Raw genomic sequence first — 14,678 nt, forward strand, 5'->3', positions numbered from 1 at the left:
ATATCCCAAAGGAGCCATTTGAGGCCATAAGCCATTTTTCAATTTTTGCCTATGTCCTCGCTTGATATTCTCCGAAAGATTATCAATATAATATTTTGACTGTCCGAAAGCGATTGATAACATAAATTTTCCTTGCGGAGTTGGATCAAACCAGAAAGTCGGGAATTTTAGCTCTTGAATTACTCCAGTATCCACCAAGTAAATAATTTGTCCGCCATCAACGCTATTTCTTGCCAATCTATCAGGGTGCCAAGCTAAAATTCCCACAGCTTCGCCCGCTTCAAGCTTTTTCAACATTTCGGCAAACAAAGGGCGACCAGGTTTTTTAGCGGTTTGTTTTTCCACAATAGTATCAACAATTTCCAAATTTTCTTTTTTTGCTAATTCTTGTAATTCAGAAATCTGGTCGCCAATACTCCGCACTTGCCGATCTTCTGAATCAGTAGACTTGCGGGCGTAGATGAAAAACTTTCTGGTTTGTTCCTTTGTGTTATTTGAGTTTGTCATAAGTCAAAATATTATTAAAAATTATCGCTTCCAAGTTTCGCCTCTGGCGAAACAAAAAAAGATTGGTTGCAAAACTTTGTTTTGCTTTGGGCAACGCCCAAACGAACTTCCAAATCCAAAACCAAAACATTTCTTTTTTGCCACGCTCCGCGTGGCAAATCGTTGCAAAATCAGCCCTTTCAGCCTCGCCCGCAGGCGAGGCGACCGCACCGCAGGTGCGTAAAACTTCCCAAAACGCTGAAATTGTAAATTGGCGGAGAGGGCGGGATTCGAACCCGCGATACCTTGCGATATACAGTCTTTCCAGGACTGCGCACTAGACCAACTATGCGACCTCTCCATGTAAAGTAATTAATCTCTTTTTAAGAAATGCTCTCCCAGATCCAGATTTGAGATACTTCTCAAAATTAAGTGCTAAAGTTTGGCTTTTAAATGCAACATAGACCAACACTGTCCAAGGTCTGTATTTTGATGTATGTGTAATATCTCCTTTGTTATGCTTTACAAGCCTATTTTTTAAATCCTTTGTGTATCCAGTATAAAGCTCATCTATCTTTGTTTGGCTTTGTAATACATAAACATAGAACATATTAAATTAGATTTCCTTGTCCTCTTTCGCTCCGATCTTTATCGGAGCTTTAGCGGACAGCCTTCGCATACGACACTAATCCGAAACTGGCAATCCCAAAGTTATTTGGGTTTACCAGCCGTAGCTTTAGCGAAGGCTGGTGGGCGCGGAGGGATTCGAACCCCCGACATGCCGCGTATAAGACGGCCGCTCTGACCAACTGAGCTACACGCCCCCAAATTTCTAGAATTTTATCATTTTAAGGCTTACTTAGTAATCCTTTAGCTTTTCTTAAAATACAATCCCCAAGTAGCGGAAAGAATTGCAAGCAATGTCCATTGTGTAGATGCCAAATAAATATCCTGCCAAACCGCCCCAATTATGGCAAAAATAGTAAAAGCTATCGAAAGAACCAAAAAGGACAAAGGGTACGAATCTAAATTTTTACTAGTCATTTTTTCTATCACCACCTTTCAAGTACTATGATATCATTTAAAGATATGGGAAAATGCGTATTTTGCAAAATAGTGTCCGAGGAAATAAAAGCCTGGAAAGTGTTCGAAAACGACCATGCTCTTGCATTTTTAGATATTCACCCGGCAAGTAAATATCACACTTTAGTTATCCCAAAAAAGCACTACGAAAACATCTTTGACATTCCAGACATGGAATTAAAGGAAGTTATTGGGATTGTTAAGAAACTAACAACACTGTACAAAACCAAATTAGGAATAGAGAATGTCCAGATAATCAACAGTTCTGGATCCGAGGCGCAACAGGATGTGTTCCATTTTCATTTTCACATTGTTCCAAGAAAGAGCGGTGATGGTCAAGATATAGTTTGGAAAACACACCCCGAATGGACTGCAACTTTTGACCGCTTAATCTCGGATCTCAAATAATACTAACTCTATGTTCTGCAAAAATTCTTTGATAATATTACCTTATGACCACTGTTTATTTAATCCGACACGCCAATGCCTACGATATTATGGGATTCCAAGAGCCCGATACCCCTCTTAGAGGACAAGGTCCCGCGCAGGCTAAGATTCTAGCACAAAGGTTAAAATTACTCCCCATTGATGTTGTTTATACCAGTCCTTATGAAAGATCACACGAAACTGCCACGGTTTATGTAAAACTCGCAAAAAAAGCAATTAATATTGATCCTCGGCTTAAAGAAATTGGAACCGCCGAATGGACTGCCAAAGATTTTTCCCGTGAAAAAGACCGCATAGAAGATGTCCTGTTAAGTATTGTTGCCAAGAATCGTGGAAAAACAATTGCAATTTTTGCTCATGGAAATTTAATCAAAACTCTTTTATGCAAGATAGTGGATGCCAGCTTGAATGTTTATAACAACAAGCTTTTTATTGGGTTAGCTTCCATTACTACTATTTATGTCCAAGATACGGGTTTGATGCAAATTGTTAGTGTTTCCGATACCGCTCACGGAACCGCGCTATGCTAAATCCAATCTTTGCTTCATTGTTTAGTATTTTAGTTATCAGCCTTATTTCTATTGTTGGAGTTTTTTTGCTATTCCTAAAAAACAGAGATCTCAAAGTTACATCATTTATCCTAGTCAGCTTTGCATCTGGCGCGTTATTTGGAGACGCTTTCATCCACTTAATTCCAGAATCCTTTGCCAAATTTTCCAGCACAACAACGGTTTCGGCGCTTATTCTATTGGGAATAATTCTGTTTTTTATTTTAGAAAAATTTATCTGCTGGAGGCACTGCCATCTACCAGAAGAGAAAGCTCACCACCATCCATTAGTACTCATGAATATTTTCGGAGATGGGTTACACAATTTTATTGACGGCGCTGTTATTGCATCAAGCTTTATGGTGTCACCTCCTCTTGGAATTGCAACTGCAGTTGCGGTTCTAGCGCATGAAATTCCTCAAGAAATTGGGGATTTTGGGATCCTGCTTTATGGCGGATTAGAAAAGAGAAAAGCGTTTTTATTAAATTTAGCGTCTGGCGCTACTAGCATTTTTGGGGCATTACTAGTCTTTGCTATTGGAGATGCAAAATTAACTTTAATACTACTTCCCTTAGCAGCAGGGGGATTCTTGTATATCGCAGGATCGGATTTAGTCCCGGAACTTAAACACCATACTGGGGCTCAAGCCTCTTTTCTACAACTCATTGCAATGCTACTTGGAATTGCCATTATGTTCGGATTAAAATTTGTAGGATAGCTTATGCAAACTTCTCAAATATTTTTTGTGGTTTTAGCTTTTTCTGTTCTTGGGATTATCTACATTTTTTATCCCAGAAAATCTATCAATATTAGGTCGGTAGATATCAATGGAAAAAAAGTTGGTGTTGAAGTCGTGACAACTCCAACTAGTATGGCAAAAGGTTTGATGTTTAGAAAACACCTTGCAGAAAATTCCGGGATGCTTTTTATTTTTGGTAATTCCGCTAAACATTCCTTTTGGATGGCAAACACCCTAATTCCCCTGGATATTATTTGGATTGGCAATGACAAAAAAATTGTGGATATTAAAGAGAATGCTCCACCCTGCACGGCTAGTGTAATCAGGTCCTTTTGTACTTCTTATATCCCACAAGAAAAAGCCAACTATGTGTTAGAGGTAAACGGCAGTTGGTGCGCAAAAAATGGGGTTAAGGTTGGTGATTTCGTTTCGTTTGATTAATTTAAAGTTCCCCGAGTTCCATTTTTTCTATTTTCTCCCCTTCACTTGTAGCATATTCTAGATATTTTTCCGTAGTAGAAATTCTTTTATGACCTATAATCTTTGAAATATACAAAAGTGATGCCCCCTCTTTTAAATGTTGCACAATGAAAGTATGCCTAAAGTCGTTGACGGTAGCGTGCTCTATTCCAGTCTTTTTAAAATATCTGTCAATTGTGGCTCTGATGTTGCGAACCAAAAGAGGCTTTCCACTTTTTGTCACAAAAAATGACTTGGATTTTGTTTTGGGCTTAATCGCAAGATAGCTTTTTAACGCCTCCTGCACAGGCCTGTTTAGAGGAATCTCCCGCTTTAATACCAACATTTTTCCCATACCTTCGTTTTGAATTACAACATCTGTCATTTTAAGATTTGCCAATTCCGAAATTCTTATCCCGGTTTGCAAAAAAACCTCCAGAATAGCTGCTGTTCTGGGATCGTTTTTTACGGTGTCGCGCAAAGCTCTATACTCTAGCTTGGATAAAATTCTAGGAGCCTTGGGGGTAAATTTGGGGTGTTCTACAAGTCGGGCTGGATCGAATTTAATCACTTTTTCGTCAACCAAAAATTTAAAGAATGTTCTTGTGGAGTTTATTTTTCTTGAAATGGATTTTGCGGTGTAATTAGCACTTTTTAGATCATTCAAAAAATCGTCGATGTCCTCTTTAGCAATTTCGTGAACCAAACTTTTTCCTTTTTTAGATGAAAAATCCAAAAGCTGAGAAATGTCTTTGGAGTACGCCAACATTGTGGCCGATGCCCGTCCACGCTTCTTAAGAAATTCTGTAAATTTTTGATGGGCGGTTTCAAATGGAATCATAGCCAAAATCAAGGATATCATTCATTAGACCCACTGTCAACGGCTATAGGGCATTGTGATTGATGTGATATTATTACAATATGCGCGTTTTATATCTTCTCTTACTAATTCTCTGCAGTTTCTTTGCCCTAAATGTCGCTATAGCGGGGGTAGAAGTCTACATAAAATCGAAAAAAGTAGATTTGTTGCGAAAGGATATTATTGAACTTGAAAATCAAAAAGAATCGCTGGGGGCAGAATATGCGTACAGGCAAAGCCGTGAGTATGTGGAACTTGTCGCTCGCAGAGATCTCCTTATGGCTTACCCCGAGGAAAAACCCACGGAAATTTTATTAAAGGCAAATGCCTCGGACCCGAAAATTTCCCAGGAACAAGAAGCGGGAAAGGTTACTCCTCTCCCTACTCCAATTTATCAAATGTGGCTTAAGGTTTTTGGGATCTCTTTTTAATATCCCGGCGATCTTCGTCTAGGACCACCAAACCTTGGCGTTCCGCCTGGACCCCTTCTTGGAAAGCTGGGTCGGGAATCGTACATGCCCGCCTTTCCGCGGTCAGGAGAAAACCTACCTGAACCACTGGGTCTTCCAAAACCCCCTTCTCTTTGTGGTCGGGGTTCTCTTGGAGTATAAGGCTGGGAGCCTTCAGGCGCCTCTACTAATGCTTTCATAGAAAGACTTATCTTGCCATCCATCCCTGTTTCTAAAACCTTTACTTTAACTACCTGCCCCTCTGATACAACATCGGATGGGTGAGAAACAAAATTGTGCGCCATTTCGCTAATGTGGAGTAGACCCTCTTTCCCAGGAACCAGCTCCACAAAAGCGCCAAAATCCACAATTCGCATAACTTTTCCATCGTAAATCTCGCCAGCTTTTATCTCTTTGACCAAATTCTCCACTATAGCTTTGGCCTTATCCAACGATTCTTGGTCTTTGGCGGCAATATTTACCACACCCTTGTCATCTTTTTCCTCAATATCCACAGTGGCGCCCGATTTTTCCATAATTTCTCTTATTGTTTTGCCTCCGCCACCAATAACAAGCCCAATTTGATCTTTTTTAACAAAAATCTGAATAACTTTTGGCGCATGTTTGCTCAACGCACTTCTTGGAGATTTGATCTCCGCTTCAATTACATCTAAAATCTTAAGCCGTGCAACTTTTGACTTTTCCATAATCTCACTGAATAAAACCAAAGGGATCCCCGGTAACTTAATGTCCATCTGAATTGCAGTTATCCCCTCACGGGTCCCCGCCATTTTAAAGTCCATGTAGCCATAAAAGTCCTCAAAGTTGGCGATATCGGTTAAAACCACATATCTGCTTTCATCTTTATCCGCCATAAGCCCCATGGCAATACCAGCAACCGGAGCTTTGATTGGAATTCCCGCGTCCATTAACGCCAGTGTTGATCCGCAGGTTGCCGCCATAGAGGACGACCCTTGTTGCGAGAGAATCTCAGAAACAAGTCTGATGGTGTAAGGAAATTCGTCCTTAGAAGGAATAACTGGAAGTAGCGCTTTTTCGGCCAGCGCGCCGTGCCCTACTTCGCGTCTTCCGGGATTGCCTATATTGCCAATCTCCCCAAGAGAAAAAGCCGGACCATTGTAATGATGCATGTACCTTTTAGTTTCTTCACCAAACATATTTTGAATCAGTTGCTCCAAAGAGGCCGATCCTAAAGTTGCCACAGTTAAGGATTGAGTTAAACCTCGCATAAAAAGACCCGATCCGTGAGTTCGTGGCAACACCCCAACCTGGCAAGAAATTGCTCTTACTTCGTCTAATGCCCTGCCATCGGGTCTTTTACCCTCGTCAACAATTAAATGACGGGTAACCTCTTTTTCCAATTCAAAAAGGGCTCTTTTCATATCCGATTTTGTATACTTTCCTTCTAATGCTTTAAACATTTTTTCTTCCATCTGCGTTGTGGCATCAACTCTATCGATCCATGTGGAAACTACAGCCTTTTTAACATCTTCTAAAACCAACTCTCGCGCCGAACTTAGCAGTTTTTCATCCAGCGTTTTGGATTTATAGGTCATTTTTTTAACTTCTAATTCCTTGGCAAATTCCTCTATAAACGAAATCGTAGGTTGGACGCTTTTAAAACCAAAATCCAAGGCGCCTAAAATTTTATCCTCGGGAACTATTTTGGCGCTGGCTTCCACAGCCAAAACTCTATCTTTTAGGGCAGACATGATCATATCCAATTCCAGACCATTTTTTTCGGTCATCGGAGGGTTGGCAACAAAATTCCCACCGACCATTCCCACTCTAGTTGTGGCAAAAGGGCCATTAAAAGGGATATCGGATGCCGAAAGGGCGGCGCTTACCGCTGTCATAGCAACAATATCCGGATTGTTTACCCCATCATGAGATAAAACTGTAACCACAACTTGGGTGTCATACATAAAATCTTTAGGAAAGAGCGGTCTTATGGCGTGATCAATTAATCTTCCGCTAATTACGGCATCGTCCGAGGGTCTGCCTTCTCTTTTAATAAAACGAGAAGTTTTGATAAAACCACCGGCATAAAGTTTTTCCTCGTAGTCAACCCTTAATGGAAAAAAATCAGTTTCCAGTTTAGGTTCGTTACAAACAACCGTAGCTAAAACTACAGTTTCACCAACAGTTGCTAAAATTGCCATGTTGGCTTGGGGAGCAAGAACTCCAGTTTCTAATGTTACAGAGACACCGTTTACAACGGTTTGTTTTTTGAGAATTTTGTTCATTTTGATTTATACAATTTACTAATATTTAATACTTAATACGCTTAAAACAAGATTGGAGAAATATTCCAACTCACTTCTTGAGGTTGAGGAGTTTTAACAGACCCTCGTACCTTTCTTGAGACTTTTTGGACAAATACATAAGCAGGCGTCTTCTTTTATTGACCATCTGGAGGAGTCCTCGTCTGGAATGGAAGTCCTTTTTGTGGGCTTTTAAATGCTCCGAAAGTTCATCGATTCTTTTAGAAAGTAAGGCTACTTGAACTTCGGGCGACCCGGTATCCTTTTTGTGGGTCGCAGTTTTGCTTATAATAGTTACTTTTTCTTCTTTCTTAAGTGCCATACGGTTGGGATTGTATCAAGTTACTTAAAGTTTAGCAATTGGGAGTTTTGTAACAAAAAATATCCTCTCGTATGTGGGATCAGAAAAAATATAAAGTGGCTTTAAGACCAAATACTCCAATATATTATTGTTACCTATTTTCTCCGGCAAGAGATAGCGTTTTTTGTAAAACTCCAATTCTTTCTTATCTGTTCTTTTTAAAGCTTCGGATGTGAATGTATCCGTCTCTTTAAAAACCACAAAGTCGCCTTCTATCCTTACTTCAATCACAACTGTCTTAGAACGATGCCAAACAAAAAGGCTCGGGACTCTTCGCGCCGTTTTGTATTTCCAAAGCTTTGCTGGATGCATTATGCATCCATTTTTCCACATAAGTAGATTCATATTTCAGTTAATGACTTTTTGTACCAATCCTCTGGAAGTTCCTTTGGACCATCTCCAAATTCACTGCAAGTAAAATAGTAATCTTTCCCTATCGAAAATATATAGATTGGGTGGTACTTTATGTAATCTAAAAAATCCCACCTTCCAATAAGAGCAGGAAACAAAAAACGGTTGTTATAATTTTCTAGACGATATTTATTAGTAATGTCTTTTAGACTGTCTGAGGCAACTAATGTTTCCTCAAAGGTAAAGGTATTTTCCTTTAATGATAGTTTGACCAAAACCTCTTTTGCTCTCCCCTCAATTAATAAACGGGGAATTCTTCTTTTTGTTGGCGAACGCCAAACCCTAAAGGGCATTTTTATCAGACCATTTTCCCAATACAAAGCTGGCATGGATTAATGATATCACAAGGCATTAAGGATTGATTTCTTATATCTTGTTGTAATTTTCATAGCTTTTGGAAACTGTAATTTTCATAGCGTAAACTATAGGCATATCGGAAGTTAATCAATCCCACTAGTCGCCGGTACTTCCGGCAAGGAGACATGGAGATGCAACCTAAAACTCCGCGAGTAAATAGTTTCGTTCGGAAGTGTCAACTCCCCGATGAAAATATCAAAGTTGGCACTTGGGTGCTCTGGCAACCCGGAAAGCAGATGATGTCTGATGGGCATGCGTGTACAAAGGAACGCGCCATAGGGGTGGTTGTTGGCAAAACTTGGCTTGATCATATCAAAGTCAAGATAATAAAACCGCTCAAGTACTGCACCCACGAACGAGGTGAAATTATCGTAACGGGAATCGGCGAGCTATGGGTTCAGCAGTAGGCTAGGAGAGGGGCGAGAAAGGAGCATCCGTGCTACTTACTTAGTCCCTCTCGTTTCTTTTCTATTTGGATTTGGTGAATTGGAATTTTGGATTTATTTAGGATTTAGAAATTAGAAATTTAACCCCTCACTCCAAAGATATTTTCTTACTCGCCTGCTGTGATAACCGTTCAGCGAAGGATAACTTCGGTTCTTCGTCTTGATTTAAATATTTGGAGAGAATCTTAGCGATTTTTTCTTGATCTTCTTTTTTAATCAGCATGAACATCCGTCCAGGAAATTTAGCTTTGGTGTTTACATTTAACAGCTGACTCTCATACTTTTTACTAAAGAAAAAGGAAAGCAACCCTTCGTAAGGGTAATTTGTTCCCGCATAAACCACCCCACGCGTGGTAATTTTGTGCTCTATCTCTTCGGGAGCTACAGTTGACAAAACATAGTAAACAAAGGTTAGTGAAAGGATAACCCCAATAAGCAAAAATTCGCGGATAAAAACCAAGATTAGAGAGAGAACAAAAATAATAATAAAAATGGTGGTAAAGTACTGGCGATCGCGCTCTTTAAAGGCGCGGGACGGCGCTTTCCAAGAAAATAGCACCTCCAAAGGCTCAAGGGGCTTTATTTCTTGTTTGACTATTTCTGGTTTAATTTCTTCTTTAGCTTTTCCAATTTGCATACTTTAAATATATCATATTCCTAAATTACCTTTAATGGAAGCTACTTCTTCTTGAATTTTCTGATCAATCCTCAACAGCCCTTCAATCTTTTTTTCTCCATGAATAATAGTGGAATGATCCCGTCCTCCTAACATTCCCCCAACCCCCATGAGCGATGTCCCCACCTCGGTTCTAATCAAATACATGGCAACCTGGCGACCTCGCACAATATTAGCCAACCTGCTTTGCCCAATTAAATCTTTGGCGCGCAAATTGTAAAACGCCGATACCGCATTAATTATTTCGGACATGCTTAAATTTTTAGCTTTTTTTTCTTCGCGGGCAATTTTTAAAGCCTCTCTAGCATCATCAATTGTTATGGGGTTTGGGGAGACTTTAGATTTTAAGACTACTTGCATAAAGGCGCCTTCTAGTTCTCTAATGTTAGATGTAACAGTTTGAGCAACAAAATCCAAAACCTCGTTAGGAACACTGACCGCCATAGCGTCTCTTTTGCGTCTTAAAATTGCGCTTCGGGTATCTAAATCGGGAAACTGCATATCTACCATTATGCCACTTGCAAGCCGTGAAGAAATTCTAGGAGCCAATTTTTCGATTTCATGAGGAGGTCGATCCGAAGTCACAATAACTTGCTTTTTGTCAAGATAGATGGCGTTAAAAGTGTGAAAAAATTCTTCTTGAGTTGCCTCGCGTCCCGCAATAAACTGCACATCGTCCACAATTAGAACATCAACTTGACGATATTTTTTGCGAAACATCGCAGTTGTGTTCTCGCGACTCCCTGACTTAATCGCATCAATTAGCTCGTTGGTGAAAGATTCTCCTGTAGTGTAAATTACTTTTTTGTTGGGATAGCGGTTTAAAATTTCGTTTCCAATCGCCTGCGCCAAATGAGTTTTTCCCAAACCCACATTAGAGTAAATAAAAAACGGGTTGTAGGTTTTTCCAGGATTATCACAAATGGTCGTTGCTACGGCGTGGGCAAGTTTATTGTTTGATCCCACAACAAAGGTTTCAAAAGTATAATCGGAGTACAGGTTAGATTGAGACTTTTTTGAGGTGTTGGCAAACAAAGGACCCATGTTTGAGATTTCAAACGGGCGTTCCTTTATTTGTCTTGGACCCGAAACAAAAACCAATTCCACTTTTTTGCTTAAATATTTTTCGGCAGATTTTTGAATTTGGGTGTAAAAGCGAGATTCCAAACGATCTTGAGCAACAGGAGTAGGACACCAAATGGTAACGATGTTTTCCTCTATTTTAGAAACAAATGAGGGAATAAAAAAAGTTTTATACGAGGCAGGAGAACAGGCAAGCTCAAGCTCGCCTAGAACGGTTTTCCAAAGCGTTTCCATTTCCCCCATGGGCGTAACATACCAACTTATCCACAAGAGGTCAAGGGAAAGTTTTTTGCCCTTAATATATTTCAATCTTCTTGTATAATAAATCGTAATGTTACCTAAATTTTCCTTTATACTAATATTTGTTTTCTTTCTTTTAACCTTAAAGGGTGCTTTTGCAAGCAGGACAGGTATTAATCTTGGTACAAATTATGGTTCTTTGGATGTGCAAACCGCAGTTAATACAGTAGGGTCTGGTGGTTGGGTAGTAGTTATTGCTAACCCAGGCGATTGCGAAAAATTAAATATCGTGTTTTCAATTACAGATCCAGCTAATGTAAATGTTATCATTAGAGGTCACTCAAATAACCAGTTGTATGCCTCCGATGCCCCCGCCTGGATTGCTACTTTAGGAAAACTAAGTAACACAAAAAAAGCCTATTTTATGCCTTGGAACGAACCAAATCAGCAAGGTTCTGCGGACGCGCCACAAAATGGCCCTTCCCAAGTAGTTGATTACACAACAGCACTTTTGCAAGAGGCTGGTAACGCCGGAATTAGACAATCCAAATTTTACTTTCTTTCTCCAATGTTAAATCATACTTGGATTGCAACCTATACTCTGTTTTTTGATGCTCTTGGTGGTTTGAGCTATTTTAGTAATTTTGACGGAGTAGCAATGAATTTGTACGATATCGACACTGCGGACGGATCTTGCTCTCCGCTAGAAGAATATAATCCTTTGTGCGCTATAGATTCTCATCACAATCCGTCCAAAGCTCCAAGTTTAGTTTCTGGACTGAAAGTCTATGGGGTCGAATCTGGTCCCGGTCCTGGAGTTCCGGATAGAAGATTTTTTTATTTTACTGATTTTGGAAAGGGTTATAATGCAAAATTTGTAGATAGATTTAAAGGGGATGGGAATTCGGTTATGTTCGCCATACCATCCTACGCCCTTGCGGGAGAAACGGGATGGAAATTGTACTCTGATTCTTCCGATGCTGTAGCAATTATGGACGGACAAGGTGGGGGGGTGGAGAATGTAAGTTTTAACCAAGCTGTATTTGATACATGGCTTAATGCTAAATCCTCAAGTTTAAAATCTTGCGGATCTTGCGGTTATGAACCAGCAACAAGCCCTGGATTATGTAGCGGGGTTGGTGGTGGAACAACAGGAGAGGTAAACGCATGTGAAGTCCCGCGAACGCAACTTGCCAAACCTTCTTGCGAAGTCGTCATTATAGATAAAACCGTTGGCTTTTCCGAATTCGGTAGCATAGACCCCTGTTCTAATATCACCGCCACGCAAGTTGTTCCAGCAATTGGGCTATTGCCGCCGATGTGGAGTATTGGTTGCACCGCAAACGCTTCTTACACATTTGACCCTTCGCGCGATTACTATTTCTTTAAAGATTTTTACGAAACTTATATTGTTTGGGACAACCCCACCAGAAGTCAAGGGGACAACCCCCCAACTTGGGTGGCTCGCCAATTTTCTGGCGCGCCACCTTTTAGCAGGAGTAGGATTTCTGACACCAAGGACGCGGATGGGAAATATCACTTAGAAGAACAGGGAGGAATGTGGGGGCTTCTGTCTTACTTGTTACCGCCATCCATTAATACATATTATGACCAAGTATTTTGGGACCACTCCGCTCAAACGGGAATGCTTTATGAAACCGCAAAAATTCTTCTTCCCAAAGTTATTCCTCCGGCAACAACGGTGGACGCTTCGCTGAGCGGAACCGCGGGAATTTTTGTTGGGGGGGATTTGATTGATGCCACACCCTACACCCAAAGCACTTTGGGAGGAGTGCGTTTGGAACAGCACATAGAGCCTCTGGCTTATTTTTCCGCGCAAAAAGTGGCCTGTAGCATTATGGGTCGCCCTGGTCAAACGGACTGCGGTCCAGAAACTTCAATTTATGATTTTAAAAACTACATTGCCACATCGGAAGCCAAATACAAGAATTTCGCTTTGGGAGATTTGGTGGTGCGAGATTCTACCAGCTCCTCCTGCACGAACCCAGTAGTCGAGAACACAAAAGAAACTCCTCGTAGTACCCTCCTTGCCTCGGCAGTTCCAATCCCATCCGACAGCGCCTTGGCGCAGAGCTCGCAATCCAGTGGTCAGGTGCTTTCTGCGGTTTCGGGAAGCGGCGGATGCCATGCCGGAGACACCGTTTCGGAAGAGGAGGTCAAATGCCCTCATGACGACGCGCAAGGCAAGGCAAAAGTTGGCTTAAGCGGCACCATAACAAAACCAACCTCATGTAGCACTCTCATTTCTGCACCAACAGAAGGTCTTGCTAAGGCAATTGTTGGAGCCAATCCAACTCCGCAATCCCCTCTTTGGGGATGCGACCCAATAACTATTTCTTCGGGAATAAAGCAGAGCACTTTACCTATGTGGGAATGGCCCACAATGAACGCCTGGAACAATGTGGTTCGCGCCGTCTTCCAAAGCCCAACCAAGCGCTACTGGGAAGGAAGACCGAGCGAGGCTGGGTGGAATGTTGGGGGGTCAAGCACCATAGCGGTCTCCTCAAATAACAGAAGAACCGTAGAGGACGGAACAACAACTGGATGCATGTACACAGGGGCAGTTGCGGGAGTCTCAAGACCGGGGGAAGCCGTTCAGCCCGACCCGAATTGTTTTGAACCGCCGGAAACTCCAATCCCAACCACTACCGCCTGCGGGACTGGAGCAATCTTGTGGACAAACACGACAGGCGTAGACAAAATACCCCTTCCTACAGGAGACCCGGTAACTCTTTGTGGAACCCTAACTCCTATAGACCCTGTATCGCTGAATTTGGCAAGAAACCCCTGCCACGGGATAAGGGGTATAACAATGCCAGATTACAAAATAACTATAGAGTTCAACGGAACATCCCAAACTTACGGGTTCAGCCCGCAGGCGATAGATCCAGTTATCTACAGCATCAAAGTTCCCAATGGAGCAAAAATAACCCTGTCCGTTGCAGGCGGGGACTGGGACGACCAAAAGACTACTTTTACCGCTGCCCTGGGACAGGAATGCCACAACAAGTATGTCTTTAACCAACCTAACCATTACTGTAATGCCGACAGGACTGATTGCACGGATACCCAAGAATTCTGCGGGGTCCAGGATTCATGCCGAAAATACGGAGATAGACATCTTAATAATATCCCAGATTCCAATTGCAAAAACGCCCTAAAGTATAACGACGATTGTTACGACAAACCCACCGGAAAAATAGGTCTAGCCTGCGCCGGACAGTATTGGGCCTGCTATTACCACGGCGCAGATCAGCCAAACATTTTAGATTTCCAGCAATGCTCCTCTTGCCCCAGCGTAGATCTAAAAGACAAGATCAATCCCAATAAAGTCGATTTGGAGGATATTGACTGCTCTGGCAATACTTGCATTGCCGTGGGATCGGATGTGGTAAAAGACACTGGTGAGAAAGGCTATATCTACAGATCCAGCGATTACGGGGTAACTTGGAACGCCTCTTTTAGATCGGCGTTTCTTTTCCGCGTCAGCTTTCAAAATAATACCGAGGTCTTTGTTTCGGGAAGATACGGTTTTGTGGGATACTCTAGTAACGGCGGAACGACTTTCTTTAATCAGCCAATAGAAGACCCCACCGCCGTTTACCTGATAGGTTTAAAGGCTTATGGAAACACTGGCGCCTACTTGGGAGCCAGCAGCGGATCGCATATTTGGAAAACCGAAAATGATGGAGACAACTGGAATACACTGGATAGTGAGGGAGCTATA

The 14,678-nt window shown here is 41.5% G+C and carries 18 protein-coding genes and 2 tRNA genes; 7 read left to right on the forward strand and 13 right to left on the reverse strand.

From position 1 onward, the window contains the following. The 6 genes from KKF75_03095 to KKF75_03120 form a co-directional block, all read right to left on the reverse strand. Positions 1-507, reverse strand: a 507-nt coding sequence (locus tag KKF75_03095; GenBank protein ID MBU4381180.1) for a recombinase family protein, incomplete at its 3' end; no start/stop codon positions are given. Positions 508-521: 14 nt separating this feature from the next. Further along, entirely contained in the window at positions 522-665 is a 144-nt protein-coding gene (locus KKF75_03100; GenBank protein MBU4381181.1) for a hypothetical protein, read from the reverse strand. A gap of 93 nt (positions 666-758) precedes the next feature. After that, positions 759-847: transfer RNA gene (locus KKF75_03105), tRNA-Ser, on the reverse strand. Then, complete coding sequence (locus KKF75_03110; protein ID MBU4381182.1) at positions 833-1,096, reverse strand: GIY-YIG nuclease family protein; 264 nt, start codon at positions 1,094-1,096, stop codon at positions 833-835. Before KKF75_03110 ends, KKF75_03105 begins: the two co-directional genes overlap by 15 nt. Before the next feature lie 137 nt (positions 1,097-1,233). Beyond that, positions 1,234-1,310 (reverse strand) — tRNA-Ile (locus tag KKF75_03115). Between the two features lie 46 nt (positions 1,311-1,356). Beyond that, positions 1,357-1,530, reverse strand: coding sequence for a hypothetical protein (locus KKF75_03120; GenBank protein MBU4381183.1), 174 nt, complete (start codon positions 1,528-1,530; stop codon positions 1,357-1,359). 45 nt (positions 1,531-1,575) lie between these two features. Between KKF75_03120 and KKF75_03125 the strand changes: the two genes are divergently transcribed. The 4 genes from KKF75_03125 to KKF75_03140 are packed head-to-tail and all read left to right on the forward strand — an operon-like array spanning position 1,576 to position 3,745. Next, positions 1,576-1,977, forward strand: coding sequence for an HIT family protein (locus KKF75_03125; protein MBU4381184.1), 402 nt, complete (start codon positions 1,576-1,578; stop codon positions 1,975-1,977). 44 nt (positions 1,978-2,021) lie between these two features. Next, positions 2,022-2,546, forward strand: coding sequence for a histidine phosphatase family protein (locus KKF75_03130; GenBank protein MBU4381185.1), 525 nt, complete (start codon positions 2,022-2,024; stop codon positions 2,544-2,546). Beyond that, the gene (locus KKF75_03135) at positions 2,540-3,283 is read left to right on the forward strand and encodes a ZIP family metal transporter (GenBank protein ID MBU4381186.1); all 744 of its coding nucleotides are present in this window, start codon (positions 2,540-2,542) and stop codon (positions 3,281-3,283) included. Before KKF75_03130 ends, KKF75_03135 begins: the two co-directional genes overlap by 7 nt. Positions 3,284-3,286: 3 nt before the next feature. Continuing rightward, complete coding sequence (locus tag KKF75_03140) at positions 3,287-3,745, forward strand: DUF192 domain-containing protein (protein ID MBU4381187.1); 459 nt, start codon at positions 3,287-3,289, stop codon at positions 3,743-3,745. Position 3,746: 1 nt separating this feature from the next. Here KKF75_03140 and KKF75_03145 read toward each other — a convergent pair whose 3' ends face one another. Then, the gene (locus tag KKF75_03145; protein ID MBU4381188.1) at positions 3,747-4,604 is read right to left on the reverse strand and encodes a tyrosine-type recombinase/integrase; all 858 of its coding nucleotides are present in this window, start codon (positions 4,602-4,604) and stop codon (positions 3,747-3,749) included. Between the two features lie 80 nt (positions 4,605-4,684). Between KKF75_03145 and KKF75_03150 the strand changes: the two genes are divergently transcribed. Beyond that, positions 4,685-5,053 (forward strand): hypothetical protein, encoded by a 369-nt coding sequence (locus KKF75_03150; GenBank protein MBU4381189.1) that lies wholly within the window; start codon positions 4,685-4,687, stop codon positions 5,051-5,053. Here KKF75_03150 and pnp read toward each other — a convergent pair. From pnp to KKF75_03170, 4 genes are all read right to left on the reverse strand, one after another. Beyond that, positions 5,050-7,338, reverse strand: coding sequence for a polyribonucleotide nucleotidyltransferase (pnp, locus tag KKF75_03155; protein ID MBU4381190.1), 2,289 nt, complete (start codon positions 7,336-7,338; stop codon positions 5,050-5,052). The genes KKF75_03150 and pnp overlap by 4 nt on opposite strands. Before the next feature lie 70 nt (positions 7,339-7,408). Next, positions 7,409-7,678, reverse strand: coding sequence for a 30S ribosomal protein S15 (gene rpsO / locus KKF75_03160; GenBank protein MBU4381191.1), 270 nt, complete (start codon positions 7,676-7,678; stop codon positions 7,409-7,411). A 24-nt stretch (positions 7,679-7,702) separates the two neighbouring features. Further along, positions 7,703-8,062: a hypothetical protein gene (locus KKF75_03165; protein MBU4381192.1), complete on the reverse strand. Its 360-nt coding sequence runs from the start codon at positions 8,060-8,062 to the stop codon at positions 7,703-7,705. Next, positions 8,059-8,457, reverse strand: coding sequence for a hypothetical protein (locus KKF75_03170; protein ID MBU4381193.1), 399 nt, complete (start codon positions 8,455-8,457; stop codon positions 8,059-8,061). The genes KKF75_03165 and KKF75_03170 overlap by 4 nt, the downstream gene beginning before the upstream one ends. 159 nt (positions 8,458-8,616) lie before the next feature. On the opposite strand from KKF75_03170, the gene KKF75_03175 reads away from it, so the two are divergent. Next, the gene (locus tag KKF75_03175; GenBank protein MBU4381194.1) at positions 8,617-8,892 is read left to right on the forward strand and encodes a hypothetical protein; all 276 of its coding nucleotides are present in this window, start codon (positions 8,617-8,619) and stop codon (positions 8,890-8,892) included. A 127-nt stretch (positions 8,893-9,019) separates the two neighbouring features. On the opposite strand, the gene KKF75_03180 is transcribed toward KKF75_03175, so the two are convergent. Both KKF75_03180 and dnaA read right to left on the reverse strand, forming a co-directional pair. Then, positions 9,020-9,568 carry a hypothetical protein gene (locus KKF75_03180; protein ID MBU4381195.1) on the reverse strand — a complete coding sequence of 183 codons (549 nt, stop codon included), beginning with the start codon at positions 9,566-9,568 and terminating at the stop codon, positions 9,020-9,022. Between the two features lie 12 nt (positions 9,569-9,580). Beyond that, on the reverse strand, positions 9,581-10,924 hold the full coding sequence (gene dnaA, locus KKF75_03185; protein MBU4381196.1) for a chromosomal replication initiator protein DnaA: 1,344 nt from the start codon (positions 10,922-10,924) through the stop codon (positions 9,581-9,583). A 97-nt stretch (positions 10,925-11,021) separates the two neighbouring features. Here dnaA and KKF75_03190 point away from each other — a divergent pair. Further along, on the forward strand, positions 11,022-14,678 hold a 3,657-nt coding region (locus KKF75_03190), incomplete at its 3' end, for a hypothetical protein (protein MBU4381197.1).

The sequence above is a fragment of the Patescibacteria group bacterium genome (assembly GCA_018896215.1).
Lineage (GTDB): Bacteria > Patescibacteriota > WWE3 > 0-14-0-20-40-13 > 0-14-0-20-40-13 > JAHINB01.

Coding starts and splice junctions, on each gene's coding strand:
- rpsO (MBU4381191.1), bottom strand. CDS start 7,678: ATGGCACTTAAGAAAGAAGAAAAAGTAACTATTATAAGCAAAACTGCG.
- dnaA (MBU4381196.1), bottom strand. CDS start 10,924: ATGGAAACGCTTTGGAAAACCGTTCTAGGCGAGCTTGAGCTTGCCTGT.
- KKF75_03180 (MBU4381195.1), bottom strand. CDS start 9,568: ATGCAAATTGGAAAAGCTAAAGAAGAAATTAAACCAGAAATAGTCAAA.
- KKF75_03120 (MBU4381183.1), bottom strand. CDS start 1,530: ATGACTAGTAAAAATTTAGATTCGTACCCTTTGTCCTTTTTGGTTCTT.
- KKF75_03165 (MBU4381192.1), bottom strand. CDS start 8,062: ATGAATCTACTTATGTGGAAAAATGGATGCATAATGCATCCAGCAAAG.
- KKF75_03110 (MBU4381182.1), bottom strand. CDS start 1,096: ATGTTCTATGTTTATGTATTACAAAGCCAAACAAAGATAGATGAGCTT.
- KKF75_03140 (MBU4381187.1), top strand. CDS start 3,287: ATGCAAACTTCTCAAATATTTTTTGTGGTTTTAGCTTTTTCTGTTCTT.
- KKF75_03175 (MBU4381194.1), top strand. CDS start 8,617: ATGCAACCTAAAACTCCGCGAGTAAATAGTTTCGTTCGGAAGTGTCAA.
- KKF75_03170 (MBU4381193.1), bottom strand. CDS start 8,457: ATGCCAGCTTTGTATTGGGAAAATGGTCTGATAAAAATGCCCTTTAGG.
- KKF75_03150 (MBU4381189.1), top strand. CDS start 4,685: ATGCGCGTTTTATATCTTCTCTTACTAATTCTCTGCAGTTTCTTTGCC.
- KKF75_03125 (MBU4381184.1), top strand. CDS start 1,576: ATGGGAAAATGCGTATTTTGCAAAATAGTGTCCGAGGAAATAAAAGCC.
- KKF75_03145 (MBU4381188.1), bottom strand. CDS start 4,604: ATGATTCCATTTGAAACCGCCCATCAAAAATTTACAGAATTTCTTAAG.
- pnp (MBU4381190.1), bottom strand. CDS start 7,338: ATGAACAAAATTCTCAAAAAACAAACCGTTGTAAACGGTGTCTCTGTA.
- KKF75_03135 (MBU4381186.1), top strand. CDS start 2,540: ATGCTAAATCCAATCTTTGCTTCATTGTTTAGTATTTTAGTTATCAGC.
- KKF75_03130 (MBU4381185.1), top strand. CDS start 2,022: ATGACCACTGTTTATTTAATCCGACACGCCAATGCCTACGATATTATG.